Origin of the sequence: Cytobacillus oceanisediminis 2691 (assembly GCF_000294775.2) — a bacterium.
In the GTDB taxonomy this organism is placed as follows: domain Bacteria; phylum Bacillota; class Bacilli; order Bacillales; family Cytobacillaceae; genus Cytobacillus; species Cytobacillus pseudoceanisediminis.
In genome coordinates, this window is record NZ_CP015506.1 from 4,113,827 (window position 1) to 4,139,360 (window position 25,534).

The following is a 25,534-nucleotide window of genomic DNA, read 5'->3' on the forward strand; positions in this document are numbered from 1 at the left end:
TTAAGGAGAGGATATCCCTTTACTTCTTTCTTAATACATTTACTTCTTTAAACCAAATAACATAATAAAAATTGAAAAAGCAATTGTTTCCAATACGCTTGTATCAAAATTTTCTATAAGATGTTTTCCTTCAGCAAGAAGAATCACTAAACCTACCACAACTATTCCAAATAACACTTTGGTCACACCTTGCCACCTATTCCTCTTTTGCTCTTCCTCAATACAACCACTCAATTCAATCAAAGACCAGGCAAAAGTAATTACAGTAAAAATAACCGTAAAGTATTTAGGTATTGGGGAAGAAGTAAAAGCTCCCCACCAAATAGCCCCCAAAAATAAAATTATTCCAATAATAACTCCAATAGTGTACTTTTGCTGTGATTTAATAAGTTCAGCAAGAGTTTTATAAGAAAGAAAAATGATAATAAAACATATAGCGACGTACAAAATTCCCATTAAAAAATTCATTTTACTCTCCCTTTTCTATACACATAATCTACAAACATAAGATAATATGAATTTCTTTATTGAACCGACCGCTTCACCGAAGAACAGATGGATTATGAGCAATCATGTTACTTGCCTGGATAAGAATTATGTTGGAGATACTCACAAATTTGAGGATAAAGCTTTTATTATGATACAGTCAATAAAGCTGATATATCGGCGCAAGTTTTATAATTTTATTTTCTCTCTAGCTGTGAAACCCATTACTTTAATAATTCCCTTTTCTTATCACTTCTTTGGTCATATCGTACAAGTTGTCATAATGCAATAAGTGAATTTTTCTTTCGAGATACTCCCTTTGTATCCTATAGGTCTTATCAATGTTTAATTGAAAATCACTTCTTCTCCCTGCTACTACAACATAATGAAATCTACTGCTATCTAATTTTAAGAATTCACGAGGAAGTGATTGGTTCTTTCCTTTAACTTTTTCAAAAGTCTCGCTAAAGGAAGGAAAATATTCCTGCACCCATTCTCTCCAGTCTTGTATCTGATTTAAACCTTTTCGAAACGCGTCACCTAAATGACCTTCTTTTTTGAAGATGTTTTTGTGTGGATGCTCGAATTCAACAAAAATAAACTGGTATCCTCCAGATGATTCCCCTACTAATAAAAAATCGATTTTGAATGAATTCCCTATCTGAAATTCAGGAAATACGAAGGCGCCATGGTGCCCAAAAGTAAAAGAGTTGAAAATTGCGCCAACAATGTAATACGCCCTATGGTCTTTAATGAAGTTAAGTAGGGTTCTTTCATTCGTTGCTTCTTCATCTAATACAGACAAATACCTATGAAGAACATCGCTCATTCGCTTTGGGTTATTCTTTAAGTCCATTGGGTCTAAAAAGTTATTTGGAAAAAGACTTAGCCAATGCCTAACAGCCTTTGGATATTCGCTCCATTTATTAACCTTGATAAGAATATTTCCTGCCAAATCTTTTCCCCATACTTCTTCTTTTTTTACTTTTTCCCATTGTTCTTTTTCTTCTACAGTTATTTCTCGGTAATCTCTGTCGTATATCTTCATGTTTTACCTACCAAAATTAAATTTTGTATTTAACTATTTTGCTTATTAAGCATCGAAAATTTCCTCAAAAAATAACAAAGTGAGAGATTTGAAATAATAATCCAAATGGAAACTTTATCCCAACTGAACCATACATTTGGAGAATATTTTAAGAATAAAGAAAAATAGGTAATGACTATTGTAAGTCCTATTAGAATACAGCCGATTATTTCATAATCAATTTCCAACCTGGCATTCTTCTTTTTTAATACAACATACACACTGTAATAAAACATCGTGGTTAATATATTTTGTAAAGCCAACAAAATGATAATCTTCATAATTTCACCCCTTCCAAATTTTATGTCATTTGGAAAGGATGTCAATTTAACTTGCAATAAAAAATATAAAAACAATGAATGGCAATAAACTAACAAAATTCAAAATAATATTTGAATCCTTATATTTTACTGTACCACTCTCTAGTTGAATTTTCGCTTCCTTATTTATCATATTCCAACTTCTTGAGTCGTTATATTTATTGAATATCTCATCAGAATGCTTTTCAAGTACCTTTAAAGCTTCCTTGTTTGCTCCATCTTCGTCCTGAACTTTTATCCGGTTACACCAAATGGAGGAGCCGAAACAAATAAGGAATATTAGAAACATGAAAAGCTTCGGGATATTGGTTAGAAATTCATCAAAAAGGACCATTAAAATTGCGAAGACTGTAAGAGCTATTAAAGTGACCCCTGACATTTTAAATTTTTTATAAGCGGCAATGTCCTTAGAATTATTGATAAAATGTCCTACTTCATGTGCGGCTGTTATGATTTTACTCGTTTCATTACTGTCATCTCGTAATATTATTTTTGAAGTACTCTTAACACTAAAAACTGTCTCGCTAGCTTTATTTGATTTCTCAGTGACCACAATACATTTATTATCTGATATACCAAGTACCAGCAAAAGTTCCTTGGCGAAGTCTTCTCCAGTAAGGATTTTCCCCATCTTACTCAAAATACTTTTACCTCAATATCCGCATCTTTTAATTCTTTTAAAATAGCAAATTCAAGCTCTTCAACGGATTGAGTATATGGCAAATAAGCAACACCGTTTATATCTGTAGGTAGCTCTACGGTTGATTTATAGATGCAGCTAACATTAGCACGACCCAGTTTCCCGTAAAAGAAACCAAGTTCAAAAATCACATTCTGTCTAGCTCGGAACTTAAGGTTTAAGGATTCCAATGGCGCATTTTCGGATAATGCTCCAATATCATCTGGTGTCAGTAATACAATGGCGTACTTAACATTAGAATGTTTCTCAAACTTCTCAATCAATGTTAAGCCGGAGTTAGCCATCCTGCTTAGTACAATTGGTTCCAGTCCTGCTCTCCTTATAATTCCCTCCGTCTCCAACAAAGCAGTATTGTCCCTTCCATGCACGATGAATATTTTAGTTCTTTCTTCACTTTTAATGACCGTTTCCTGCATTACATTTTGTTGCTTTTGAGGTCCAGACAATAACGGAATCATTTCTTCAAGAAGTGTTACATGATTTAGTAAAGACTTGTATCCAGTTTGGTGTATTGTTTTTCCGCTATTAGAGTAATGAAAAGTTTCAAATTCAAATGTTGGCAGGTTCAATTCATTTGTACATTTATTCATTACGCCGGTAAGTTTCATGAAATCATCGGTATAATGCCAATCTTTATCGTAATTTTTAATATCTCCAATTACCTTTTTTAATTGGAAAATAGTCGGGTTAAATTGCATGTGAAAATTCACCTCTATCATGGTATCTGTGCCTAATGTGATTATATATGTTGTTGGATATTTTATACAATTGAAAAATAACAACAATGCTTTTCTAAAGGGTTCTATTTAAATACTTTAGACGTATATAACTGCCTTAACTGAAGCAGCCTTAAATAGGATGACAATGTCAGTTTGTTATTTTTGATGAGATTATGGTGGCAAATTGAGGAAATAAGAAAAGAACAAGTAATTCATGTTAATATACAAAGAGAAACGGATAGGATATGTTTAGTTACCGGGCAGACCAGTGGAAGAAGTATTTATGACACACGAGAGAAATGAGGTTTGAAGGTGAAGTTAAATAGATATATGGAAGTAAACTTTCCTAATTTAAAACTCAGACCACCCCTTTTTTATAATTGGGATATTGGTATTCGTTTTGAATTAGGCGTGGATTATGATAGCGATGAAATTTATGAAGATTGTCCATATTTAAAAGGGGTTTATAAAAGAGCAATTACGTTATTTAAGTCTTTACATTCATCTGAAGACTGTATTTATATTGTAGCTAATGTAAATGATTTCGCAGATGGTGAAACGTTCAAACGTAAGTTGAACATCTTTTCTAAGTATGTAAAAGAGAAATCAGTTTTGTCTATGCTGCAACAACGTACAATTCCTTATATTTTCCCAGAAGACGATGAGGATGGAAGATATAAAACGCATCGATTTATTCTGAAATGCAAAACATCTGACCTTCATTACGCAGCCATTCTAAAAGCTATCTGTAATCAAGATATGGGATTAAAGCCTAGTATTTATCATGATATCTTCTTTATAAATATAGATAGAAGAACTATTTTTCACGTTTATGATGATAGAGGTTGTGACTTGGTTGCTACTTCAACCAATACAATACGAGATATTTATGAAGAATATAATGATTGGATTTTAGATTATGACCGAAATCAGGTTGATAAAGTCTTCATGAAGGGGTCTTAAGCAAGCATTTGAAAATAAGTATACAAATGCTTCTCTAGTCTGTATAAAAATTAAACTACACAACATTAGAGCAATTTAGAGCAAGCCTAATTTTAGGAATAAAAAACATCGTGCAAATCACGATGTTTAAGAATTAGGATTATTGAAATTATCAATGGTCTGCTTTAAGTGAGCTTCTTTATAGATATGTTCGGATTTGCTTGCGTTTTTTAGACCTTCTTCTGGATTTAACTCAAGGTTTTTCTTTTTAGCAACTTTATCGATAATAAAACCGAACAGAAGTAAACCACCAGCAATGATTAAAAAAACTATCCATAAATTCATGGCTGATACCCCCTTTTCTATTATTATACAATATATTATGGAAATTACCTTCCAACAGTCGAAAAATATACTTAATAAAAAATCTCTGATGAAAGCATCAGAGCATACACTAAAAAAACTTTATGGCGGCATATTATTTGATAAACAAGGTATTTATGAGCTCTCGTAAAGTACAGAGTGCCACTATACTCAGTTCGATTATTAAATTCGACCGCTATAAGCGAGCTTTTGGAACTCAATACCATAACTGTAAGGAGCTCCTTTTCATTATTTTTAAAATAAAATTATTTATTAACCAAACTCATAAGATAAAAAAACGCTGTTAATTTCAGCGTTTTGGATTATTTCCTCTTATTCCACCTTTATGGGAGTAAATTCTTCTTCTTTTGGTATTTGACTTAAATCTTTTGTGCTTTATTCTTTCAGTCACGTTCACTACCGTGCTAGGGGGATTAGTATAAGGATTAGTTGGATGTGCTGGAGTTTTACGTTCTATTATAAAAGTTTCAGGATAATACCACTTACCATGCCATTCTTCCTTCATACCTAACTGTATAAATGCATTATCATTGAGATGAAAGTTGAATACAATAAAGTTGGAATTAATAAACCTTCCTGGACTCGGAACATATTTTATCATTAAGGAACCATGTTCCAGCAAATATGGTAAGTAATAGAAATGAAGCATTTTATCCTTCATTTTATTTAATTTAACACCTTTACTTCTGATAAATGCCTTGTTAAGTTTACCCTCATATATATTATTCCAACCACCCATACCCTTATAATCTTTCACTAGTTGAAAATTCATTCTTTTTTGAGGATTAATAGTCTTTTCAATTGCAACCAAATGACAAAACCTATCCAAATCAAATTTCAGCTTTATTCTTTCACCCGAAGATAAAGCAAATTCGTATGTATAAGGGTAAAGTTGAGTATAATAGAATTCTCGTAGAACTGGTAGGTCAACGTCTGCAAAATTTGGTCGACTATTTAAGCTTAACAAACCTGTAAGGTCTAACATATTTTTTTCTCCTTAACCCTTTTCATATAAAAAAGCCCTGATGAAATCATCAGAGCCTACACTTTAATAATTTAAAGGCGGCACATCTTTAGATAAACAAGGTATTTTTGAGACCCCCCCGTGGGGTACCGGAAGCCACCAGTTCCAGCTTGTTCCTAAAAGGAGACAACCTAATCTCTATATTCGTATTATAAAGCCAAAAATTATAATCGTCAATAAATAACTCAACGAAAATTTAAATAGGCGGCATTTTTTGGTAAACAAGGTATTTTTGAGACCCCCCCGTGGGGTACAGAGTGCCGCCATACCCTGTTCGAATATTAATTCGACTGTTATTATTATATTCGTAGCTTCTGCTTTTTATCCTTTAAAAATACCTATTTAGGCAATATTTTGCAACATAACATTTTCCTGCATTTCTCCGTCTTCGATATATAAAAAAACAAAAAGTAACACGGAATTGCACCCCCTGTTCTCATTGTTTTCGCAGATTATTATTAATTTCTTATTACCTGCCTAATAAGCAAAAAACATTTATGTCTATTAAAGAATGATATTTGTCTCATTTTCTAATCCACTATTCAAATCTATTTCAACCATTTTAATGAGTAACTCATTACGATAATAATCGTAACTATCAATATCCAATTGAGTTACCTTTAAAATTCTAAATTGATACATTTCAGAAGTAAACTGCTTAATGGTATATGAAATTAATTTATCCTTTTTTTGTACTACTGACCAAAAATAAATCTCTTCATCACTCATAATGTTCAGTATTTTTAATATAATTTCAGTTGTTAAAATAGGAAACCGCTCAACAAAAATTCCCCTTCTAGAAGCTTCGTTTAGAAGGTCGCTTTTATCCACTTAAAACACCTCCGCTTGTTTTGTTCCTTCATTTATTATGTATTATAAATAAATATAAAAGAACCTCCGAGGGAAGTGAAAAAATGATTAACAAAGCTGCACATATAATGGTTGATTTACACCAGAGTAGCTATTTGCTTACTTTCAAAGAACCTGTTGAAACGGCAGTCTTAAAGGAATTAGTTTTAGAATTTAAAAAGGAGAATAAAGAAAAACAAAAAGAACGATATCTTAAAAATGTTTTTTAGCTTTCTTACATAATAAAGGTTACAAGGATGCAGACATACCTACTTTTGGGGCAACAATTGATTTACATGACTATAATAAAGAGATAAAAGATAAAGAATAGTATAGCGATAAAAAATCAAAAGACATAGTCGTTCACTACCGGTTATGCCTTTTGATTTTTTTATTTGGTATTTGTTTACAAATGGCTTTTAAATAGGTTTTAAATACCTTAACAGCAACCTCTTCTTCTACAATACTTTAAAATGAATGGTGCTCACTTAATTTTTTGATACCTAGGCATAATGGGATTAACAAAGACTTTTTGTTATGTTGGCAAGAAAAAAAGAAAAAAGCATCTGAAATTAACGCTTTTCATCAGGGTATTAATCAGTAAAGGTAAATGTCTCTTTTAAACGTCTTCCATCCTTGCCTTGAGTCCAAACAATTTCCACTTCCAATTCCGTTGCTTTTTCAGCCAAAAGGAAATTTGAATGACGAAAGAAATTACCATTAGTATTCAAAGTCCTTGCTAAGGAAATTGCTCTTTCATAGTTGTCATTATTACAATCCCATCCGTGTGGACAACTGTGAAGGGAAAACTTCGTCTTAGAATTAGGTTCATTTCTAAACAAATTGATTTCTACGGAAAATACATCCTTACCAATGTTTTCAACTTCTAAAGAGTAAGTTTGAAATTTTCCTTTCACAGGCTTTACCATCCCCTTACCTTGACCAGCTTCACCTATTCGAACTTCCCATTGTTTCGATGTTTGTTTGATAGGCAGGTTATCAAAGGTTAAGGCGTATGTGTTTATTGGTGTTAAGAAAAAGGAAAATAATAAAAAACTACTAGCTCCAAGAAGTAACTTTTTAATCATAATACACCCCCTGATAAAATCAATATTATTATTCCTTTAACTAAATAGGCTATTCATTATCTAATGTACTGGATTATACGAATGTAAGTGAACAAGATTTAATTACCATGGTTGAATTGCAGTATCTTTTCATACCAATCTTTTTTATGTACGTTTACAGCATTTAAGATATCTCAGGTTTCTATTGTAAATCCTGGAATATAAACCTATGAAGGTTTCCAAATCCAAAAAAACTTTTTACTATCTATAATTTTTTTGATGTATTCACCGTATAATTCGAAAAAATTGATGAGCAACAATGTTTAATATTCATTATTTTTCGGTCACTTTATCTCAAGTTTTTTGACAATTTTACACTTTCTCTCAAGCTTTATGAAATTATTTTCTTTCACAAATGTTGAGATAGAAAGAACCTACGTTAAAAAGTCGGCAGATTTATACCATTTTTTTGTTGTCTCATGTTTTATGAAATTGGGGGTTGCTATATCAGCATTTTGACATGCTTCTTTCTCACGGTTTATGAAACTGTCTCACGTTTTATGACGCTATCTCATAATTGGTGAAAGATTACATAAACGATATACAGCCCCCTGAGCATCCCGAGTATGCATCGTGCTTAAGACAAGGTGACCTGTAAGTGCTGCTCTAACAGCAATCTTCGCAGTTTCCGCATCCCTGATTTCACCCACCATAATGATATCGGGGTCATGGCGAAGGATTGCTTTCAAGCCTGCGGAATAAGATACGCCCGCTTTCTCATTGACTTGAACTTGAAGGACCAAGTCATTCTCTTTTTCAATCGGATCTTCCAGGGTAATCACATTGCGATGGAACATATGAGAGGTTTCATTCAGCAGAGAATACAATGTTGTGGTTTTTCCGCTTCCAGTTGGTCCTGTGAAAATAATTAATCCATGAGCATGTTTCAGCAATGCCAGCATTTTTCTGGTCATGTCTGGAAAAAGGCTGATTTGAAAAAAAGGAATTTGTTCCTGCTGGGGCAGAATTCTGATAACGAGGCTTTCGCTGTGGCTTGATGGGAGGGTTGAAAAACGCAGTCCAATCATTTGTCCATCTACTTCAAGAGAATAGGCACCGCTTTGCGGCCGTCTCTTTTCACCAATGTCCATCGAAGCGGTAAATTTAAAATGAGAAATCAGTCTGTCGCACTCTTCTTTAGGAAGATAAAGCCTGGGGGTCAATTGGCTGCCGAACCTGAGCTGAATTAGAGTGTCTTTTCTTCGGGGAATAATGTGGATGTCGGAAGCATGGCTCCTGACGGCGTCTTTGATAATTCGTTCTGCCATTCTTTCAATTACACTCAACTAATTATGCACCACCTTTATTAATTGTTATAGATAATAATTCGCCTAATCCCGAGTATAACCTCCATATTTCGGCAAATCTTTTTGACGAATTTGTGAATAAATTATTTTTTTCTTTTCATAATAAAAGTGTACCAAATGAATTGATGGGCTATAGCCAAGCGGTAAGGCACCGGACTTTGACTCCGTCATGCGCAGGTTCGAATCCTGCTAGCCCAGTAATTATGGAAGGACACCAGGTGTTCCTTCCTTTTTTTACTACAAAAAAAGGAAATGCGCAATCTATACGCATTTCCCATAAAGTGAAATTTCAAATTTCAATCAGTGGTTTTTTTTATAACCCACTGATTGTTAGTTGAACCAATCGGGCCTATACGGGCATTTTGCCCACCACTTATCCTCAATTGATTCCTCTGATTCTTGTAACGGGAATTTTACTGCCCGTTAGACTGCGATAAAATCTATTTGGCAATATTCTTAAATGCATCCGGATTATAGCCTATGACAATTTTATCTCCATTTGTCAGTATGGGCCTCCGCAGCAGTTTTGGCTCCTTAATTACTATTTGCACCACTTCTGATAAAGATAATTCCTCAAGGTTCTGTTCCAGTTTTTTATAGGTCTGGCTGCGGGTAGCGAGCAGTTCGTCAAGGCCGCTTGTTGTTAAGGAAAGTATTTTTAGTAATTCTCTTGATGATGGAGTCTCCCTGAAGAGATGCCTTTCTTCAAAATCAATTGAATGGGCTGTCAGCCATTTTTTCGTCTTTCTGCAGGAAGTACAGCTGGGATATGTGAAAAATGTCAATTGGCTCATAACTCTTCTCCTCACAAACTTCAATATTATTTTACTTAAATTGTACATCATTTGTACAATAAACGTATACACATTTGTATACGTAATTAAACTTCATTTGTGAACATTTTCTAAACTTATAGTGATTACAGTGTTAACCTAAATCGACTGTATTATAATGGAAGCATGCCAGGAAGGCGCCAGCTCATTCATATAAGTGACAGCTGATGACCTCGGGAATAAATTACCCTTTTGAGGTGACAATAAATGGAGCAAACATTAAAAATAACTAATGTGTTATCCGATCCAACCCGCTATTATATTTATCAATACATTACGAAAAGACATAAAGATGTGACCGTACAGGAGATTGCAGATAATTTCAGCATTCATCCCAATGTTGCAAGATTGCATTTATCCAAGCTCGAAGATGTCAATATGCTTGTATCTGAAACAAAAAAAACAGGCAAAGGCGGAAGGCCAAGCCGCTTATATCGGTTATCTGATGACGTGATTCAGCTGCATTTTCCTTACAGGGATTATCAGCTGCTTGCAAAAATAACCATGGAGACAATGCTGGAGTTAGGTGAAGAAGGCAGAAAGGCACTGTATTCGACAGGAAAGAAATTTGGCAGAGAACTGATCCAGCAAGAGCTTAAAAGATTTGCAGGAACAGAAAAACTTACCTTTGACCAGAAATTAAACATCCTAAAGCATGCTGCCGATATGTCAGGTTTTCATCCTGAATTTGATGTAAACGCCGAAAAGACTATTGTCTATTTCCAAATTTATAATTGCCCATTTAAAGAAGTTGCAGCCCGCCACAGAGAGCCTGTGTGCAATATGCATAATGAATATTTGAAGGGTATGTTCGAAAGTTTGTTTCATTCTATTCAGCTGGTGGAAAAGCAAAATATGCTGACTGGCTGTGATGCATGCTCCTATCAGGCATTTGTTGGAAACTAAAAAAACAGATCCAGGAAAAAACCAGCTTAACAAGCATATCGTTTTTCCTGCTCTTTTCTGGACTATTTTGAAACCATTATTTACTTTTATTAAGCATTTACTTTATAATATTGTAGTGATGGACTTGTAAGGGTAAAAGGAGGGATACATATGGATCGTATGTACAGAGTATTAGGCTTCTGGACGGGAATTTTCGCCGTTATGTTTTACCTTGGCGACATGTATACAACGTCCCTGATTTTCTTCGGCCAAACAGGATTTTTCCTGCTTTTAAGCTACTTAAAGCTTTCCGAACGTATGTATATTTATGTTTTTGGAGCATACTTGACTGTTTTCTTCGTAGGCTTCACTTATTGGTCAACATTTATGATGACACCAGGCGCGGGCGGCCACTAATTGCCGATATAAAAAAGCGATGAAACCATCGCTTTTTTATTTTTCTCATATTTTCTTAGCCTGAAGAACCAGGTGAAATGCTGAACTCATACCTGAAGGCATAATCAGACTTCTGATTGCCCTGTTTCTTTTGCTGATAGGAGAAAACGGGTTAGAATCATAATGATCTTCAAGTTCCTGTAGTATGCCTGCAGACAGCAAGAATTCGTCCTGTCTCATTTTAAAATGGAAGTTCAGCCCTTCCTTTTCTCCAATGCGGATCAGGGAATCGAAATGGATATGGCTGGTTATATCCATCTTTCCAGGGTGCTCGAGTACATTATTCATTAAAGAATGCTTGTAATAGCCTCTAAGACTTCCATCCCTTCTCATCGGCTCTTGCCATTCCTCATCTGTATACCCATAATCGGCAGTCAGTACAATGCCTTTATCCAGAGCAGCAGACAAGCTCTTGATCATCTGTTCCATTTGCAGAGGAATTTCAATTCTTTGGCCATTGCTAGGTGACAGACCGCTTTCTTCAAGAAATAAGTAAATATCTCCATTTGTTAATGGCACAGCTATCTCTGCAAGCTCCCCTTCTTTTACGGTAACCATAATTTCATGCAATTGATCCTTCCTTTTTTCAACCACATGTACGGGCAAGGCATCAAACAGCTCATTTGAAAAAATCATGCCGCAAAATGGGGTGATGTCATTCCAGCTATCTATTTGTCTTATACTTTCAGAAAATACAATCTGTTCCTCCTGCAGCTTTCTGTGATAGGGACTTGTTTCAAAAATGCAGTAATGAATCTCTTCATCAGCAATAAGCTTCCATTCATCAATAAAAGCTCGGGCGAAACGCCCATTTCCGCCCCCTATTTCGCAGACCTGAAAAGGCAGCTTATACTCCTTTGCCATCTGAAAAAACCACTTTGAAATCGTCCTTCCATATATATCAGAAATATTGCTGCTTGTTATATAATCTCCTGCCGGCCCAATTTTTGGTGTGTTTTTCATATAATAACCATATTCGGAATGATACAGGGCCTGCTGGATATATTCAGCATAGCTGATCATTTGCTGAGGAGTATTTTCTATAAAATTCATTAAAAAATTCCGCATAAGAACTCCCTTTTTTAAAAAATTCTAGCTTATTGGAAACAGCCATGCAATCTTGTTTTGATCACTTTTTTTCACTATTGACATAGTGTTTTCTCTGTTATATTGTTAATGTAGTAGCTTAACTATATCCCCTCCCATTTTTTATATGAATAAAACATCCCCCAGAAAAGCCCTTCTCATTGGAGAAGGGCTTTTCTATTTTACATTCAGAACCCATTCAGGAAGGGGTTTGAATCCATTTCCTGCCCAATTGTCGTTACCGGTCCATGTCCAGGGAGTACTTCTGTTTCTTCAGGCAATGTTAAAAGCTTATTATGTATACTTTCAAGAAGCTGCTGATGATTGCCGCCAGGAAGGTCTGTGCGTCCAATGCTCCCGCTGAATAAAGCATCCCCGGCAACCACGAGATCTGCATCTTCAAAATATAGTGAAATACTGCCCGGAGAATGGCCTGGTGTCTCTAGAATTTTCAAGTTAAATTCACCTATGCTCAACTCTTGTTCCCCTGTTATAATATGGTCGGCGGGCCTTGCTTTTATCAGCTTGCCTATTTTAAAAAGGTGAGATCCGTTTAAGGCTGGATCTGGAAGCCATGCTGCTTCTTTTTCATGTATGTATACAGGAATAGAAAATGCATCTCTTATTTCGTCTACAGCGCCAATATGATCAAAGTGAGCATGAGTAAGAATTACAGCTAGAGGTTTTAGTCCTTTCTGTTCAATAATACCGCTTAGTTTTCCGCTCTCTTCACCCGGATCGAAGATTAAACAATCTTTGGTTTCATTCGAAAGAACATAACAGTTTGTTTGCAATGGGCCAAGAGGGATCTGATTCCATTCCATTGCTTACACCTCCCAGTGTTGGTTTAATTGTTTATTATTTTACACTATATCAGAATGGAATGCCTTATATCTGCAAAAGGAGAATAAGATGAAAATCCTATTTGGTGTTGAAGCCAGCTATATTATTCAAGATGTGCCCGAATTCATGGATCTAATAAAAAAAGAGACTGAACTGTTCGATTTTCAGCAGAGCACGTTTCTGTTTGAGCAGATGGCTCATGCCGAATTCACAAGAAGTGTACTTGTCGAAGCCGGGCTATTCGAAGAATTTTTTAATCTCTGGTACATAAAATCTGGTGTAAAGGGAGAAACTTTTGATGACTTTGCCATAGAAACAGACAGCGGGTTCTGCTTGTTCACCGAGCTCCTTAGCGCCTTTACTATAACCGGGGGCAGTGCAGAAGATGTCCGGATGGCTGTCTATCAATTTCAGGAGCATTTAGTCTTTACCGCAAAAGAAGAAGAAGTGCCATTGGTTTATTTTTCAGAACTTCACTTAAAGGATTTAATAATCGGCATTGCTGAAGCATATGACATACAAGTGTCATTTTTAGACCTCGACAAATAGAAGAAAAAAATATAAAATAAAGGACGAATGTATATACTTGGGTTTTACATAATGGGTATATAACCTGAAGAATGATTTTGATATGGCTTTTGCCTGCTGATCACGAAATAAAGGGGGCTGTTTTAATGGGACTACCAATCATTTTTGCATTAGTCGCAGTTCTTGCAGCTTTTGGTGCGTTTAGCGCACTGAAAAACAAGAACTTCCTTGGCTTGGTTTTTGCTGTAGGAACACTTGCTGTTTTCGGATGGTTCTCTGTAATGACCATAATTAACAGTGGATATCCTGCTGTTCACTAAGAAAAGCGCAACGAGCCTGCTAAGCATTAGCAGATGGCGTCTGATGCTTGACTTTTAAAAAAATAAAAGGGCTTCCCTCAATGGGGAGCCCTTTTATTTTAGCCATTTAACTGACTTTCAACCCTTCGGACCTTCTCTTCCATTTTCCTTTTGACATCACGTCTGTCATCAATGCGGATATTAGTTGCCACCCTCATTAGGCCTTTTTCAAAAGGGACTTCATGCATTGCCTGGATGACCTCAAACAAATCAGTAAGTTCCCCTTCAATAATGGTATTCATGGGTGTCAGCTGAAATCGGATTTTGCCGCTTTCTTCATACTTTTTTAATACACGCTGAATGTCTGCCACATAACTGCTGACACTTGGTGTTTCCGTTCCAATTGGAATAACAGTAACGTCTGCAATAGCCATATCTTTACCCCTCTATCTAACTTGATTTATCGTTATGTTCTACTAACCGAAAGATTTCTCTTTTGTCAGGCATTATTAATTCTTCGAGATAAAAACCCGCTAAACAGGCTGTCCCATTAGGTGAGCAGCTGAGCGGCGCATTTTCCATGTCTTCCAGAAGCACTTCCTTATCTCCTGTTTCACTGTCAACGGATATAAGCTGAAATCCCCCTGCATACATATCACTTTCAGCGCTATACAATGGCTGAAAAGTTATGATGCCCTGAGGAGTCCAGTCATAATACGGTACCAGCCAATCCGAAAACCTTGTCAAATGAGGTACTGAGATTGAAGATAACTTCCTGAAGTCATTATCCATAAAAGTATACATAGCCTGATCTGACTGATCTGCCGGCACAGTGATGGTCATTAGCCTGTCTTTGGCAGCATCGAATTGAAAAATGTCTGCCAAAACCTTGGTTTCATTATTTCCATCAATAGATTGTTTAACCAGCGGTGCAAAAAGTGACGGGTTTTCATTGCCCCAATCAAGGAAAAAAAGATGATTTGAATCCCCCCATTTGGCAAAAGGCTCCCTTAGGTTTAATTCTTCTGATGTACCTTTTGCAATGTCGATATGGTAGGAAGTAAAGTCCCAGTCTTCAGTAAATGAAGAAATTAATAATGATTCTTCATGATAAGGGTTCCACTCAACAGCAAAGTCAAAGCCAGATATATTTTTCTCCCAAACAACTTTCCCATTTGCTTTTATCGCGGTTAAAGTTCCTTCATAGGTTCCTGGTGATGTTCGAATCAGAATGTATTTGCCAGCCGGGCTGACCGTTACGGACGCAATCGGATGTGAACTTTCATAGAGAAGATTTTGATCGCCAGAAAAGAGGTTATAAGAAAAAACCCTGGAAGCTGTTCCCTCACTTACAGTGTAAACAATTTTATCATCGCTGAGCCAGCCATTTGCTCCCTGAAATTCCCCTTCTTTAATCCGGATAGGCTTAACGTTCCTATTTTCAGCATTATCAGGTGGTGCGGACGGTTCAGAGGCTTCTGTTTCTTGATTCTTTTTTTGCTGCATCTCTGCTTTTTCCGGCTGTTCACAGCCGGTTATTAAAAATAGGGAAACCATCATAACAAAAAATAAAAAAAGAAGCTTCCCTTGATATGTAGATTGAGTGTCCAACAAATCCGCACCTCCTTATCTCCCTAAATATAAGTACGTAAACGGCATGAAAATGTTTCAAAAATAATAGAATTAATGTATTTAATAGGAAAAAGCCGTTTTTCCGTCTTCGATTTGGAAAAGCGGCCGGTTACCATAGAACTATTGGCTTGTGAAGTTAGTATGATAGTTATTTTAATGTCTGTTTCACTAAAATACAATAAAGAAACATTTTCAAGGTTAATTTTTCACATATAAAGCGATGCAAGAAAAATGCCCAGCACTTCTTCATAAATATCATCAAATTGTGACAGGGGCAGGGGATTGATGCCTCTTCCAAGTTCAATTGTGAATCCCGGTCTCCGGAACTCCTGTATGAACCAATCCTTATAACCCGCAAAACTATCAATGTATTGAACTGCTTTATACCCGCTGACACGCTCGAACTCTAGCGCGAGTACCTGTGATTCCGGCGGCTCCAATCCCTCGAATCCCCAATAAAATTCTGCTCCTTGTGTATGGAAGGCAAGCATTCGATCGAATTGATTATCTTTTGCCAGTTCCGCCATTGCTATGGCTTCTGGTTCTGTTAACGGGGCTTCCCCAAGATAATCTCTTGGTGCCGGAGCATTTTGTTCACTTCTCTCTTTTTCAAAATCCCATTTGGCAGGATACTGATTATTTAAATCTACACCCCTAATATTGGCCTTCCAGCCTGTGAAATCAGTGCTTCCCCTATTTATGGCAATCACTTCTTCCCTGAGTTCTGGAGGTGGCCCATTTAAGACAAGATCTACTCCATCAGGATTCACCATCGGCACTATGGAAAGGTCAACGGAATTATATAAAGGCATTGTTGACACGCCTCTTATCGGCCGGACATTTGTTATGGATAAGAGAAAGCTGTTCAGCAAAGCCATTAATATAGGGGTTGTAATCCATTCATTTGCATGAAAGGATGCATTAATTTGCACTTTCTTATTCCCTTTTCCCAGACGTATCTCCTGAATTGGCTTTCCAAGGACACTTTGGCCAATTGATTTTACCTTTATGAACGGATAAATATCCGACAGCATGGTAATATCGGCTGTTAAAGCTTTGTAAGCATAACTTCTCCTGCCTGATACAATTGGAGTTATTACCCGCCTTGGCAGCTTTATGGCTGTACCGGGGGCCAGACTGTTTGGATTAAGGGATTGATTAACCAGGAGAAGAGCATCTACAGAGAGGTTTCTGGAAGTACTCAGCTTCCAAAAGGTGTCTCCTGGTCTTACCGTATAATTTTGCAGTGTAAAGCCGGGAATATTAATTTCCTGGCCTATCTGCAGCAATGCAGGATTTACGCCGGGATTGGAATCAGCAATGAGATTGATTGGCACCATAAAGAGCTGACTGTAATACCAGATGGAGTCTCCGGACCGGACTTTGACTTTCATCTTTCTCCCCCTTTCCATCATTTCAATTTTATGAGAAAAAGAAAAAAAGATGACTGTTTACCTGTGTTAATTTGAATCCGCAGTGTCGAAAGTGGGCAAAGAAAAAAGCACCTGCACGCAATCAGGCGCTTTTTTCAATTTATTTATTTTTAGCAAGCCAGGCTGCTCCAATTACGCCGGCATCATTGCCCAATGTGGCAATATCTATGACGGTGGATTCCTTCACTCCTGGAAACGCAAATTTAGCGAAGTTTTCAATAACAGGCTTCAGCAGGACATCACCTGCTTTGGATACTCCTCCGCCTAATACTATTTTTTCCGGATTCAAGGTATTTGCTATATTTGCCAATGCCAGTCCCAGGTGCATAGCTGTTTCATTGACTACCAGAAGAGATGCTTCATCCCCATTCCTTGCTGAATCGAAAACATCTTTTGCTGTGATAAACCCATTCTCCCTATATAAATTGGAAAGAACCCCTTCTCCACCCGATTTTAGGTTTTCAAGAGCCTGTCGGACAATGCCTGTAGCTGATGCTATTGTTTCAAGGCAGCCCGCTTTTCCGCAATTGCACTGAGCACCGCCAAAAGGAACGGAAGTAATGTGGCCAATTTCACCTGCAGCTCCGCTGACTCCCTGCACAATATCTCCGTTGGCAATTACTCCGCCGCCGACACCTGTGCCAAGTGTTACACATACAAGATCTTTAGCGCCATTTCCGGCTCCCTTCCACATTTCGCCCAGAGCAGCGCAGTTAGCATCATTATCAATGATGACTGGAAGCGATGTTTCCACTTCAAGCAAATCCTTCAGCGGGTAATTATCTTTCCAGCCTAAATTAACAGTGTTATATACAACACCTGTTGCAAGATTTACAGGACCTGGAGCCCCCATGCCAATGCCGATGATTTTATCCTTGCTTATATCCAGTTCCTCCAATTTATGATCGATGGCTTTAGCTATATTTATCGTAATATTTTTTCCTTCTTCACTATTGTCAGTGGGAATTTCCCATTTATGAATGATTTCCCCATAATAGTTGATAAAAGCAAGTTTTGTAGTTGTTCCGCCTAAATCTACCCCAACCAGCCATTTCTCTGCCAAACTCCATCACCTTTTCTGTCTATTTTTTCTCTTTAAGATTCTGAATTTCAGTCCGTAAAATCAAGATGCTGCTCTGGTAATCTTTCACATCAATAAGCTGAGAATCATATAGCTCTTTTAATTCCGCAGCCATAAGCTCCAAGTCAGCTTCACGATTCCCTATGTAGATAATTGTCCCATATTTCTTCAGGAATTGCTGTATATCATAAATGGTTTTCATTCTGTACCTCTGCTTTATCGATAAGTTTATACCACAATAAAGTATAATCTAAATGTCCATCCTTCTCAAGATGGACAAGCTCCCGGAAATAAATAAGATTCCTGGACTAACGTAAAAAATCCCTTCCTGGCACAGCAGCCAGTAAGGGATTTTTTTACATTTAGCGATCTGGATCTTTGGGATGCAGGAAACGCGGCCGCCTGTTCTTCAATGGTATTGGCGATCTGAGCAATACATCCCTGAATGCTCTCAGATTGAAAGGGATGAATGGCCACAGGTATGGCACTCCAAAAGATTTCATTCTCGCCAGCATGATTATCAGCAGCATGATGCCAGCTACATATCCATAAGTATGGAAAATACTTGTTGCAATCAGCAGGGCGATTCTTATCAGCCTGTTGGCCAGGCTCATTTCATAGCTTGGTGTTGAAAAAGTTCCAATTGCTGCTATTGCTAAATAAAGAATTACTTCATTAATGAACAATCCAACTTCAACAGCTACTTGGCCAATCATCAGGGCAGCCACCAGTCCGAGTGCAGTGGCCAGTGCGGATGGAGTATGGATTGCAGCCATCCTCAGCATATCCAAACCGAGCTCTATCATAAGGAACTGAATGACTAATGGCAGCTGTCCTGTTTCATTCGGCCCGATATATGATAATGCATCAGGCAGCAGCTGTGGCTCTATAGCAAATAAGTACCATAAAGGCAAAAGAAAAATGGACGCCCAGACAGCCAAAAAGCGGACAAATCGCAAATATGCACCTACAAGGGGCTTATTCCGGTATTCCTCAGCGTGCTGCAGGTGATGCCAGAAGGTTGTCGGTGTAATGATCACACTGGGCGAACCATCGACGATGATGCAGACATGCCCTTCATAAAGATGGGTTGCTGCTGTATCAGGCCTCTCGGTATATCTTACCATCGGATATGGATTCCAATGCCGGCCAGAAATGAATTCCTCTATTGATTTTTCAGCCATTGGCAACCCATCAGTGTCAATCTTAGAAATAGAATCCTTAACTTTTTGGACCATTTCAGGATCTGCAATGTCTTCAATATAACTGACAACAACATCTGTTTTAGACCGCCTGCCCACCTGCATATATTCCATGCGGAGTGTCCGGTCTCTAATTCTTCTCCTCGTTAAGGCTGTATTAAAGACGAGTGTTTCGACAAAACCATCCCTTGAACCGCGGACAACACGTTCGATATCAGGCTCCTGTGGGCCTCTTACAGGGTATGTACGGGCATCAATGAGAATCACTTCATCGACACCATCCACGACTAATGCAGTTGGACCAGCCAGCACCATATCCACAACTTTATTCAGATCATCAGTGGTTTCAACCTCAACATAGGGTATATACGTTTTTATTAACCTGGAAAGCGTATCCCCTTCCAGCTGACCAGCATCCAATCCTGCAAGCATTTTCATCAGATAGTGCAATATATCATCTTTTACAAAGCCATCTACAAGATATAGGGCCATTTCCCTTTCTGCATATTCAACATCCAGCTGAATCACATCAAAGCTTTTTTCAACTCCAAGTGCATCTCTAAGATATTCTATATTTTCTTTCAGCGAAACCTTTACAGGCTCTCTTCTGACTTTCTCCAAAATCCCACCTCAGCATTCTGTTCCATTCTTTTCCTTGCATACTATTCAACATCATAGACATGCAAAAAAAAAATCATACCAATGATTGGCATGATTCATGAAAATTCACCGGAAATGAAGATATTATTTCCCGGGTAGTAAGCTGAAAATTCAGTAAAATATCAGCTGTTTTTTTATTCTATTTGGTTTAATAGCTTTTGATACTCTTCGTCTTCCGATTTAAGACCAGCGGCTTTTTGAGCATGATGCCTTGCTTTTTCCGTGTTATCTTCTTCTAAATAGATCAGTGCCAGATTATAATGTGCTTCGTGGAAAGAGGCTTCTTCCTTAACGACATGGAGAAGATGCACTTTTGCTTCTTCCAGTTGTCCCGCTTTTATTTCCGCATATGATAACAGAAAATAAGCTTCTGGAGAGGCATTCCCTTCCTTAACAAAATCAGCAAGCATTGAACGAGCCTTTTCATACTCTTCAGCATTAATATGCTCCTGGGCCATCACCATTGCAGTCTGTTCATTTAAAAGCCTTCCTGGTTCATTGAAACCATATTTCAACAATCCAGCCGCCAGACAGAATGATGCTGCTAAAAACAGGAACTGGAGCAATGGCCGTTTCTTCTTGGGAAAATGCACAATGCCAGTAGCAAGAAATCCGCCAATCAGCCCGCCGATATGGCCTGCGTTATCAATTCCTGGAATGGTAAACCCAAATGCAAGGTTGATCCCCAATACGACAATTATATTAAATCCTATTGTACGGAAGAAAAGACTTGGATAAATGAGCCCAAAATATAAAAGTGCACCGAAGCAGCCAAAAATAGCTCCGCTTGCCCCAGCTGAAAGGGTAGGACTAAAAATGAAACTGGCTAATGTCCCGCCAAAACCTGCAGCCAAATAGATGAATAGGAACCTTAAATTTCCATACACGCGTTCTACTGCCGAACCTAGATAAAATAAGGCAAGTGTATTCATTAATAAATGCAGCAGCCCAATATGGAGAACAATCGGGGTCAAAAATCTCCACCATTCTCCATCAAGAATTAATGGGTTGAATTTAGCTCCATACTTGATTAAAGTCGATGTATCTGTGCTCCCGCCCATTGCTTCCAAAACTAAAAAAACAGCAACTTGAATAAAAATGAATATATACGTAAAGAAGGGCTTCCCAAAATTAAACATTTCCTTTTCTTTCTTCGCTGTTTTTACTGCTTTAGAAAGAGCGGCATGTTTCAGTGCATCAACATCCATTTCCGTATAATTTCCGTACAGAAACGTTAACGGTTTTTCAAAAATGGCCTCAACCGCACTAAGGCTATCCGGTTTGCCGGACTCAATGATTAGGGTTTGGACAGAGGTTTTCGCATTTTCAGGCATGAAGGGGACTGTGATGCGGAATTCATAGTCATCTACAGGCAGGTACTTAGTGACATAGATATTTAATACCGGCATCTCCCTTTTGCCAAGCTGCTTCCTGACAGATTCTGCTTTTTGGGCAGTAACTTCGATATCCCGCTGCAGCCAATTGCTCCAGTCAAGATTATATTTTAAGAGCCTGATTGCCTTAATCATTTTATGCTCCATCTTTTCAAGCCATAATTCATCCTGATCACCAGATAGCTGAATCATCCTGTACCCCTGATCAGATATGAAATAATCCGCAAGTTTCCAAAATAAATAATCCTCTTGAACGGCCAATTCTTCCCCCACTCTCTATATGTTGCAATGATTACAATACTTTATTTAACTATAGGCAAAAAAGAAACCTTTTGTAAAAGAAAAAGCACCTAAATATTTATCCAAAATAAAAAGACCATTACGGTCTAATTACTAAAAAAATAAAATCCTGAATGTTGACAACTGTCTAGCTGCAGCGCCTCCCCCCTTGAGGTGTCGGGGGGAGGCGCTGCAGCTTTTCTTTACATTATTGCTGCCCTTCCGATTGCCCAGAAGAGAAAACAGAGCTCATCATCCTGTCGCGGACAAGCGGAAAACTCATTACTGAAGTGACTAGCAGTTTCCGCAAAAAGACGTTCCCAAAAATAACATTAATCAATCGATAACGGTTATGATAGGCAAAATAAGTACCAAGCCCTATCATAAATATGGATAGTAATCGAGACATTAAAAATCCCTCCTCTTCCTTATTGTGAGAAGAGGAAATAATTTTTATCCATGCTTCAGAACAAAATAAAATCCGCCGCCCATGCAAGCTGGCTAATCCTTCCTTATTGGTTCCAGCGTTTTCTTGAGAACATTTACTGATTGGGTAAACTGATCAATCTCTTCGCTGTTTAAGTCAAGTTCAATAATGTCGCGAATGCCGTTTCTATTGACTATAGCAGGTACCCCAATGTAAACATCATCATGACCATACTTTCCATCTAAGTAAGCTGACACCGTAAGGACCGAATTCTCGTTCTGAAGGATGGCTTTCGTCAGTCTGACCAGGCCCATGGCTAATAAGTCGCCCCTTTTCGCTCAATAATCTGATAAGCTGCATCTCTGACATTAAGGAATATCGAATTAAGATCTTCCTTTCTAAAATTCTCTTCTTTCCCTATCCAATCATCAATGTTTTTCCCTGCAATATCAGCATGGCTCCATACAGGCAATTCAGTATCCCCGTGTTCACCTATAATATATGCATGAACATTGCGCGTATCGACTTTGAAATACTCCCCCAGCAGAAACCTGAATCTGGCTGTATCCAATATCGTTCCGGATCCGATTACTCTTTCCTTTGGCAGTCCGGAGAATTTCCAGACTGCATAGGTCAGAATATCTACTGGATTTGTCGCAACCAGGAAAATGCCATCAAAACCGCTATCCATAACATGATTCACAATGCCTTTAAAGATTTTTGAATTTTTTTCCACTAGATCCAGACGTGTCTCTCCAGGCTTTTGATTTGCTCCAGCAGTTATGACAACCAAATCAGCCTCTTTGCAATCTGAATAATCTCCAAACCAGATCGATGTTGGGGAAGGAGCAAATGGCATGCCATGATTCAAGTCCATCGCATCTCCTTCAGATTTATCCTTATTTAAATCAATCAGAACCAATTCCTCTGTAACACCTTGATTTAATAGTGCAAAGGCATAGCTTGAGCCTACAAAGCCAGTTCCAATCAGCACGACTCTGTTCACCCGATTTTTCATAACAACTCCCCTTTTCACTTAAGGTAAGGAACAGCAGCATCTCAGTCCCTCTATGTCAATAGAATATATAGAAGAATTCCCACCGAGGCAGAAGCTAAACCTGAACAAAAATTAACAAAGTCATTATCTGCAAAACGCCTGCCTTTTACCAATGAGGCCGGCTGCCCGCAATGTTCGGTTTTTTCAACACTTTCATTGCACACCAGGCACTTGTATTCAGCCTGAAAAAAGGCCCCCAATATGGAATCAATCAGATTTCCCGCAAATCCAAAGATCCCAATCAGCATAACCTCATAAAGTGAAACGCTGAACAGCATGAATGAAAGAAGTGCTATTGTAAAAGAACCTGACAAAGCTGCAATTGTGCCCAGAATGCTGACAGCACCTGAAGTTCCCGTCTCTGCTGGCTTCCAGGTCCTCAACGAAATGGGAGGTTTTTGACTTAATGAGCCAATTTCTGATGCCCAGGTGTCCGAGTTCGCTGCGGCCAGGCCAATTAGAAATGCTATCAGCCAAACCGGTGATGGTATCAGGAGATGGATTATGCTGGCAATAGCTGCAATTCCTCCATTTGCTGCCACCTGCTGCCAATCCCTTCTTGACCCTTTTGCATGCTTTTTTTCGAATGTCTCTTTTCTATGGCTTTTAAATTTTGACCAAAAGCTGGAACTCGCAAAAAAGAACCCCAGCACAAGGAGACCGTAAAAGCCAAATCCCCATCCTGTTGCCGCACCTACAATGAATGCAGCTATACTGCCTGAAAGGGTCAGTAATCGAAAAAAATATCCAGCAAGCGCCGTGATTAATATAAAAATAAAAATAACAATAGATTCAAGCATTTCCGGATGCCCAGACCCGCTGATCGGTAATAATCATTTCCACCGGCTTGTCATGGTTTTCCACTGGAAAACCGTTTATGACCTGCAGTTCAAAAGCCAGTGAAACGGTTCTTCCTTTATATTGCTCGAGAAAACGATCATAATAGCCTCCCCCAAACCCCAGGCGGAAGCCGTTTTTCATGTATGCCAGCCCGGGTACGATTAAAGTTTCGATTTCCTCACTGAGAACTTCTTCTGTCTTTTCTGGACTTGGCTCCCATAATCCATAGTACACAGACTCCAATTCCATGAAGCTTTTCAGTTCACGAAACACCATTTGCTTTGCTTGGGGAATGCACTTCGGGACAGCAACCCTTTTTCCATCTTCCCATGCTTTTCTGATAATCTGCCACGTATCCGCCTCAGGCGGCTTTGAAACCGTTATACCTATCGTTTTAGCCTGAAGCCATAAAGGACTGCTGTAAAGGCTGCGGGCAATTTCATATGATAGCTGTTCATACTCAGGCTTACTCAATTCCTTCATTCTATCCAGCATTTGCTTTCTAAGCGCTTTTTTATCCATTTCCATACCAAACCCCCTCCAACAGAAGATGACATCTGCAAATCCCCTCAATGATTTATCCAGAAAAGGGAAGTATACCCATAAAAAAAGTCAACAAAAAAAGCAGTAGGAATGATCCTACCGCTTATTTTGTTTCACGATGTGTAGTCGAACGCTTATCTCTTGGGCAATATTTTTTAAGCTCAAGACGATCTGGATTATTTCGTTTATTTTTTTTAGAAATATAGTTACGATCTCCACATTCTGTGCAAGCTAACGTAATGTTTACACGCATGTAATTTCCCTCCAAACTATGTTCAAACTAGTTCGTTCATACGACTTTTCTATAATATCACTTTTTAATTCGAAATGCTAGTACGTTTTTTTAAAAGTGCCCTCTTTAACCCTGCCTATCAGCAGGTTGTTATACCGAAGGATTTCTGATTTGCTGACCCCGTTAATAATCCATGATTCCCCTTCTATTGTCCCTCTGCCATTGAATACTGCATTAAGCGAGAAGACGCTTATTGCATTTCCCTGGACCATAGGATGATACTTTAAAGTCCCTTTCTTTCTGCAGTTCCAAATTTGGTCACTGTATACGTTCCAGTAAGGCTGAATCGTACACTCTTTCATTTTTCTGCCGTTTAGCTGGCCATTAACCAAAAACAGCTTGGAATCAGCCAAATGAAAGATGACATTTTCTGCGGGAGAAATGAAGGAGAGATGTTCACGGGAAGAATACTCATATCTGTGCTGCAATAAAAGCTTAATCTTTCTGGGCTCGTCCACATGGTTAGTGATATAGCTTTTAAAATATGAAATTTTAGAATGTATTTTTTCTGTCTTAATTTGAACAGAAATATTTTCATCAGGAAATATCTCATTACTGCCATTCTCCATCCAGTAAGTTTTCCCGTCTATCCATAAACCCGGAATCATTTTCAATTTCCCGATCGGCGCTTTCTCCATTTCTTCATAAACATCAGATTGAATCCAATTTAATGTATTCATCTTCATGCACCTTTTTCTTTATATTTTTTAAGAATTTTAATAAAAGGTTTGTCATATTTTACCCGTTGATTTCCGCTACAGTCACATGCTTTCCGCGGGGAGGAACGAGAGCCTGCTCGGCTTCGCCTGCGGGGTCTCC

General features: G+C 37.9%; 29 protein-coding genes, 1 tRNA gene and 2 pseudogenes. 7 read left to right on the plus strand and 25 right to left on the minus strand.

The genetic code is table 11. From position 1 onward, the window contains the following. Positions 1–39: 39 nt before the first annotated feature. The 4 genes from A361_RS20720 to A361_RS20740 form a co-directional block, all read right to left on the minus strand. Positions 40–468, minus strand: coding sequence for a hypothetical protein (locus A361_RS20720; protein WP_019380426.1), 429 nt, complete (start codon positions 466–468; stop codon positions 40–42). A 247-nt stretch (positions 469–715) separates the two neighbouring features. Beyond that, positions 716–1,534 carry a Shedu anti-phage system protein SduA domain-containing protein gene (locus A361_RS20725; protein WP_019380425.1) on the minus strand — a complete coding sequence of 273 codons (819 nt, stop codon included), beginning with the start codon at positions 1,532–1,534 and terminating at the stop codon, positions 716–718. 366 nt (positions 1,535–1,900) lie between these two features. After that, positions 1,901–2,524, minus strand: a complete 624-nt coding sequence (locus tag A361_RS20735; protein WP_162272012.1) for a zinc metallopeptidase — start codon at positions 2,522–2,524, stop codon at positions 1,901–1,903. 5 nt (positions 2,525–2,529) lie between these two features. Beyond that, entirely contained in the window at positions 2,530–3,291 is a 762-nt protein-coding gene (locus tag A361_RS20740; protein ID WP_019380422.1) for a TIR domain-containing protein, read from the minus strand. A 351-nt stretch (positions 3,292–3,642) separates the two neighbouring features. Here A361_RS20740 and A361_RS20745 point away from each other — a divergent pair, with 351 nt between their 5' ends. Beyond that, positions 3,643–4,275, plus strand: a complete 633-nt coding sequence (locus tag A361_RS20745) for a DUF3885 domain-containing protein (RefSeq protein WP_082919449.1) — start codon at positions 3,643–3,645, stop codon at positions 4,273–4,275. A 126-nt stretch (positions 4,276–4,401) separates the two neighbouring features. On the opposite strand, the gene A361_RS20750 is transcribed toward A361_RS20745, so the two are convergent. The 3 genes from A361_RS20750 to A361_RS20765 form a co-directional block, all read right to left on the minus strand. Next, positions 4,402–4,599, minus strand: a complete 198-nt coding sequence (locus A361_RS20750; protein ID WP_019380420.1) for a hypothetical protein — start codon at positions 4,597–4,599, stop codon at positions 4,402–4,404. Between the two features lie 328 nt (positions 4,600–4,927). Next, positions 4,928–5,623, minus strand: a complete 696-nt coding sequence (locus A361_RS20760) for a hypothetical protein (protein WP_019380419.1) — start codon at positions 5,621–5,623, stop codon at positions 4,928–4,930. 543 nt (positions 5,624–6,166) lie between these two features. After that, positions 6,167–6,493 carry a hypothetical protein gene (locus tag A361_RS20765; RefSeq protein WP_019380418.1) on the minus strand — a complete coding sequence of 109 codons (327 nt, stop codon included), beginning with the start codon at positions 6,491–6,493 and terminating at the stop codon, positions 6,167–6,169. 83 nt (positions 6,494–6,576) lie between these two features. Here A361_RS20765 and A361_RS30035 point away from each other — a divergent pair, with 83 nt between their 5' ends. Beyond that, a complete protein-coding gene (locus tag A361_RS30035; protein WP_019380417.1) occupies positions 6,577–6,741 on the plus strand; it encodes a hypothetical protein in 165 nt (54 codons plus the stop codon). A gap of 363 nt (positions 6,742–7,104) precedes the next feature. Here A361_RS30035 and A361_RS20770 read toward each other — a convergent pair whose 3' ends face one another. Together A361_RS20770 and comGA are read right to left on the minus strand one after the other, a co-directional pair. Further along, entirely contained in the window at positions 7,105–7,599 is a 495-nt protein-coding gene (locus tag A361_RS20770; protein ID WP_019380416.1) for a hypothetical protein, read from the minus strand. Between the two features lie 572 nt (positions 7,600–8,171). Next, a pseudogene (comGA, locus tag A361_RS20775) lies at positions 8,172–8,924 on the minus strand (competence type IV pilus ATPase ComGA); the annotation flags it as partial. 147 nt (positions 8,925–9,071) lie between these two features. Between comGA and A361_RS20780 the strand changes: the two are divergent. Then, positions 9,072–9,143: transfer RNA gene (locus A361_RS20780), tRNA-Gln, on the plus strand. Between the two features lie 242 nt (positions 9,144–9,385). On the opposite strand, the gene A361_RS20785 is transcribed toward A361_RS20780, so the two are convergent. Next, positions 9,386–9,739, minus strand: coding sequence for a Spx/MgsR family RNA polymerase-binding regulatory protein (locus tag A361_RS20785; protein ID WP_019380414.1), 354 nt, complete (start codon positions 9,737–9,739; stop codon positions 9,386–9,388). 246 nt (positions 9,740–9,985) lie between these two features. On the opposite strand from A361_RS20785, the gene A361_RS20790 reads away from it, so the two are divergent. Then, positions 9,986–10,684: a helix-turn-helix transcriptional regulator gene (locus A361_RS20790; protein WP_019380413.1), complete on the plus strand. Its 699-nt coding sequence runs from the start codon at positions 9,986–9,988 to the stop codon at positions 10,682–10,684. A 150-nt stretch (positions 10,685–10,834) separates the two neighbouring features. After that, positions 10,835–11,080 carry a DUF2626 domain-containing protein gene (locus A361_RS20795; RefSeq protein ID WP_009332938.1) on the plus strand — a complete coding sequence of 82 codons (246 nt, stop codon included), beginning with the start codon at positions 10,835–10,837 and terminating at the stop codon, positions 11,078–11,080. 45 nt (positions 11,081–11,125) lie between these two features. On the opposite strand, the gene A361_RS20800 is transcribed toward A361_RS20795, so the two are convergent. Beyond that, on the minus strand, positions 11,126–12,187 hold the full coding sequence (locus A361_RS20800) for a class I SAM-dependent methyltransferase (RefSeq protein ID WP_019380411.1): 1,062 nt from the start codon (positions 12,185–12,187) through the stop codon (positions 11,126–11,128). Between the two features lie 206 nt (positions 12,188–12,393). Continuing rightward, on the minus strand, positions 12,394–13,029 hold the full coding sequence (locus A361_RS20805; protein WP_009332940.1) for an MBL fold metallo-hydrolase: 636 nt from the start codon (positions 13,027–13,029) through the stop codon (positions 12,394–12,396). A gap of 88 nt (positions 13,030–13,117) precedes the next feature. On the opposite strand from A361_RS20805, the gene A361_RS20810 reads away from it, so the two are divergent. Continuing rightward, a complete protein-coding gene (locus tag A361_RS20810; protein WP_009332941.1) occupies positions 13,118–13,597 on the plus strand; it encodes a hypothetical protein in 480 nt (159 codons plus the stop codon). A 125-nt stretch (positions 13,598–13,722) separates the two neighbouring features. Beyond that, complete coding sequence (locus tag A361_RS29160; protein WP_009332942.1) at positions 13,723–13,896, plus strand: DUF2759 domain-containing protein; 174 nt, start codon at positions 13,723–13,725, stop codon at positions 13,894–13,896. Positions 13,897–13,994: 98 nt separating this feature from the next. Here A361_RS29160 and A361_RS20815 read toward each other — a convergent pair whose 3' ends face one another. The 13 genes and pseudogenes from A361_RS20815 to A361_RS20870 all read right to left on the minus strand — a co-directional run bounded on the left by A361_RS20815 (position 13,995) and on the right by A361_RS20870 (position 25,395). Next, the gene (locus tag A361_RS20815) at positions 13,995–14,309 is read right to left on the minus strand and encodes an MTH1187 family thiamine-binding protein (RefSeq protein WP_009332943.1); all 315 of its coding nucleotides are present in this window, start codon (positions 14,307–14,309) and stop codon (positions 13,995–13,997) included. 16 nt (positions 14,310–14,325) lie between these two features. Beyond that, on the minus strand, positions 14,326–15,489 hold the full coding sequence (locus tag A361_RS20820) for a hypothetical protein (RefSeq protein WP_019380410.1): 1,164 nt from the start codon (positions 15,487–15,489) through the stop codon (positions 14,326–14,328). Between the two features lie 224 nt (positions 15,490–15,713). Further along, positions 15,714–16,901, minus strand: a complete 1,188-nt coding sequence (locus tag A361_RS20825; RefSeq protein ID WP_019380409.1) for a M14 family metallopeptidase — start codon at positions 16,899–16,901, stop codon at positions 15,714–15,716. A 139-nt stretch (positions 16,902–17,040) separates the two neighbouring features. Beyond that, complete coding sequence (locus A361_RS20830; protein ID WP_019380408.1) at positions 17,041–18,003, minus strand: ROK family glucokinase; 963 nt, start codon at positions 18,001–18,003, stop codon at positions 17,041–17,043. A gap of 19 nt (positions 18,004–18,022) precedes the next feature. Next, the gene (locus A361_RS20835; protein WP_009332947.1) at positions 18,023–18,223 is read right to left on the minus strand and encodes a YqgQ family protein; all 201 of its coding nucleotides are present in this window, start codon (positions 18,221–18,223) and stop codon (positions 18,023–18,025) included. Positions 18,224–18,383: 160 nt separating this feature from the next. Further along, entirely contained in the window at positions 18,384–19,844 is a 1,461-nt protein-coding gene (locus A361_RS20840; RefSeq protein ID WP_009332948.1) for a spore germination protein, read from the minus strand. 173 nt (positions 19,845–20,017) lie between these two features. Further along, on the minus strand, positions 20,018–21,538 hold the full coding sequence (locus tag A361_RS20845; protein ID WP_019380407.1) for a rhomboid family protein: 1,521 nt from the start codon (positions 21,536–21,538) through the stop codon (positions 20,018–20,020). Between the two features lie 226 nt (positions 21,539–21,764). Further along, the gene (locus tag A361_RS20850; protein ID WP_009332950.1) at positions 21,765–21,965 is read right to left on the minus strand and encodes a hypothetical protein; all 201 of its coding nucleotides are present in this window, start codon (positions 21,963–21,965) and stop codon (positions 21,765–21,767) included. A gap of 92 nt (positions 21,966–22,057) precedes the next feature. Then, positions 22,058–23,001 (minus strand): annotated as a pseudogene (locus A361_RS20855) (L-lactate dehydrogenase). A 50-nt stretch (positions 23,002–23,051) separates the two neighbouring features. Then, positions 23,052–23,840, minus strand: coding sequence for a DUF92 domain-containing protein (locus A361_RS20860; RefSeq protein WP_009332952.1), 789 nt, complete (start codon positions 23,838–23,840; stop codon positions 23,052–23,054). Further along, a complete protein-coding gene (locus tag A361_RS20865) occupies positions 23,833–24,408 on the minus strand; it encodes a 5-formyltetrahydrofolate cyclo-ligase (protein ID WP_019380406.1) in 576 nt (191 codons plus the stop codon). Before A361_RS20865 ends, A361_RS20860 begins: the two co-directional genes overlap by 8 nt. 118 nt (positions 24,409–24,526) lie before the next feature. Next, positions 24,527–24,676 (minus strand): 50S ribosomal protein L33, encoded by a 150-nt coding sequence (gene rpmG, locus A361_RS29525; protein ID WP_009332954.1) that lies wholly within the window; start codon positions 24,674–24,676, stop codon positions 24,527–24,529. A 77-nt stretch (positions 24,677–24,753) separates the two neighbouring features. Next, entirely contained in the window at positions 24,754–25,395 is a 642-nt protein-coding gene (locus A361_RS20870; RefSeq protein ID WP_019380405.1) for a hypothetical protein, read from the minus strand. Positions 25,396–25,534 lie beyond the last annotated feature (139 nt).

Bases quoted from the DNA above. Each gene is read 5' to 3' on its own strand.
- A361_RS20720 (WP_019380426.1), bottom strand. From the start codon at position 468: ATGAATTTTTTAATGGGAATTTTGTACGTCGCTATATGTTTTATTATC.
- A361_RS20725 (WP_019380425.1), bottom strand. From the start codon at position 1,534: ATGAAGATATACGACAGAGATTACCGAGAAATAACTGTAGAAGAAAAA.
- A361_RS20735 (WP_162272012.1), bottom strand. From the start codon at position 2,524: ATGGGGAAAATCCTTACTGGAGAAGACTTCGCCAAGGAACTTTTGCTG.
- A361_RS20740 (WP_019380422.1), bottom strand. From the start codon at position 3,291: ATGCAATTTAACCCGACTATTTTCCAATTAAAAAAGGTAATTGGAGAT.
- A361_RS20745 (WP_082919449.1), top strand. From the start codon at position 3,643: ATGGAAGTAAACTTTCCTAATTTAAAACTCAGACCACCCCTTTTTTAT.
- A361_RS20750 (WP_019380420.1), bottom strand. From the start codon at position 4,599: ATGAATTTATGGATAGTTTTTTTAATCATTGCTGGTGGTTTACTTCTG.
- A361_RS20760 (WP_019380419.1), bottom strand. From the start codon at position 5,623: ATGTTAGACCTTACAGGTTTGTTAAGCTTAAATAGTCGACCAAATTTT.
- A361_RS30035 (WP_019380417.1), top strand. From the start codon at position 6,577: ATGATTAACAAAGCTGCACATATAATGGTTGATTTACACCAGAGTAGC.
- A361_RS20770 (WP_019380416.1), bottom strand. From the start codon at position 7,599: ATGATTAAAAAGTTACTTCTTGGAGCTAGTAGTTTTTTATTATTTTCC.
- A361_RS20785 (WP_019380414.1), bottom strand. From the start codon at position 9,739: ATGAGCCAATTGACATTTTTCACATATCCCAGCTGTACTTCCTGCAGA.
- A361_RS20790 (WP_019380413.1), top strand. From the start codon at position 9,986: ATGGAGCAAACATTAAAAATAACTAATGTGTTATCCGATCCAACCCGC.
- A361_RS20795 (WP_009332938.1), top strand. From the start codon at position 10,835: ATGGATCGTATGTACAGAGTATTAGGCTTCTGGACGGGAATTTTCGCC.
- A361_RS20800 (WP_019380411.1), bottom strand. From the start codon at position 12,187: ATGCGGAATTTTTTAATGAATTTTATAGAAAATACTCCTCAGCAAATG.
- A361_RS20805 (WP_009332940.1), bottom strand. From the start codon at position 13,029: ATGGAATGGAATCAGATCCCTCTTGGCCCATTGCAAACAAACTGTTAT.
- A361_RS20810 (WP_009332941.1), top strand. From the start codon at position 13,118: ATGAAAATCCTATTTGGTGTTGAAGCCAGCTATATTATTCAAGATGTG.
- A361_RS29160 (WP_009332942.1), top strand. From the start codon at position 13,723: ATGGGACTACCAATCATTTTTGCATTAGTCGCAGTTCTTGCAGCTTTT.
- A361_RS20815 (WP_009332943.1), bottom strand. From the start codon at position 14,309: ATGGCTATTGCAGACGTTACTGTTATTCCAATTGGAACGGAAACACCA.
- A361_RS20825 (WP_019380409.1), bottom strand. From the start codon at position 16,901: ATGAAAGTCAAAGTCCGGTCCGGAGACTCCATCTGGTATTACAGTCAG.
- A361_RS20835 (WP_009332947.1), bottom strand. From the start codon at position 18,223: ATGAAAACCATTTATGATATACAGCAATTCCTGAAGAAATATGGGACA.
- A361_RS20850 (WP_009332950.1), bottom strand. From the start codon at position 21,965: ATGTCTCGATTACTATCCATATTTATGATAGGGCTTGGTACTTATTTT.
- A361_RS20860 (WP_009332952.1), bottom strand. From the start codon at position 23,840: ATGCTTGAATCTATTGTTATTTTTATTTTTATATTAATCACGGCGCTT.
- A361_RS20865 (WP_019380406.1), bottom strand. From the start codon at position 24,408: ATGGAAATGGATAAAAAAGCGCTTAGAAAGCAAATGCTGGATAGAATG.
- rpmG (WP_009332954.1), bottom strand. From the start codon at position 24,676: ATGCGTGTAAACATTACGTTAGCTTGCACAGAATGTGGAGATCGTAAC.
- A361_RS20870 (WP_019380405.1), bottom strand. From the start codon at position 25,395: ATGAATACATTAAATTGGATTCAATCTGATGTTTATGAAGAAATGGAG.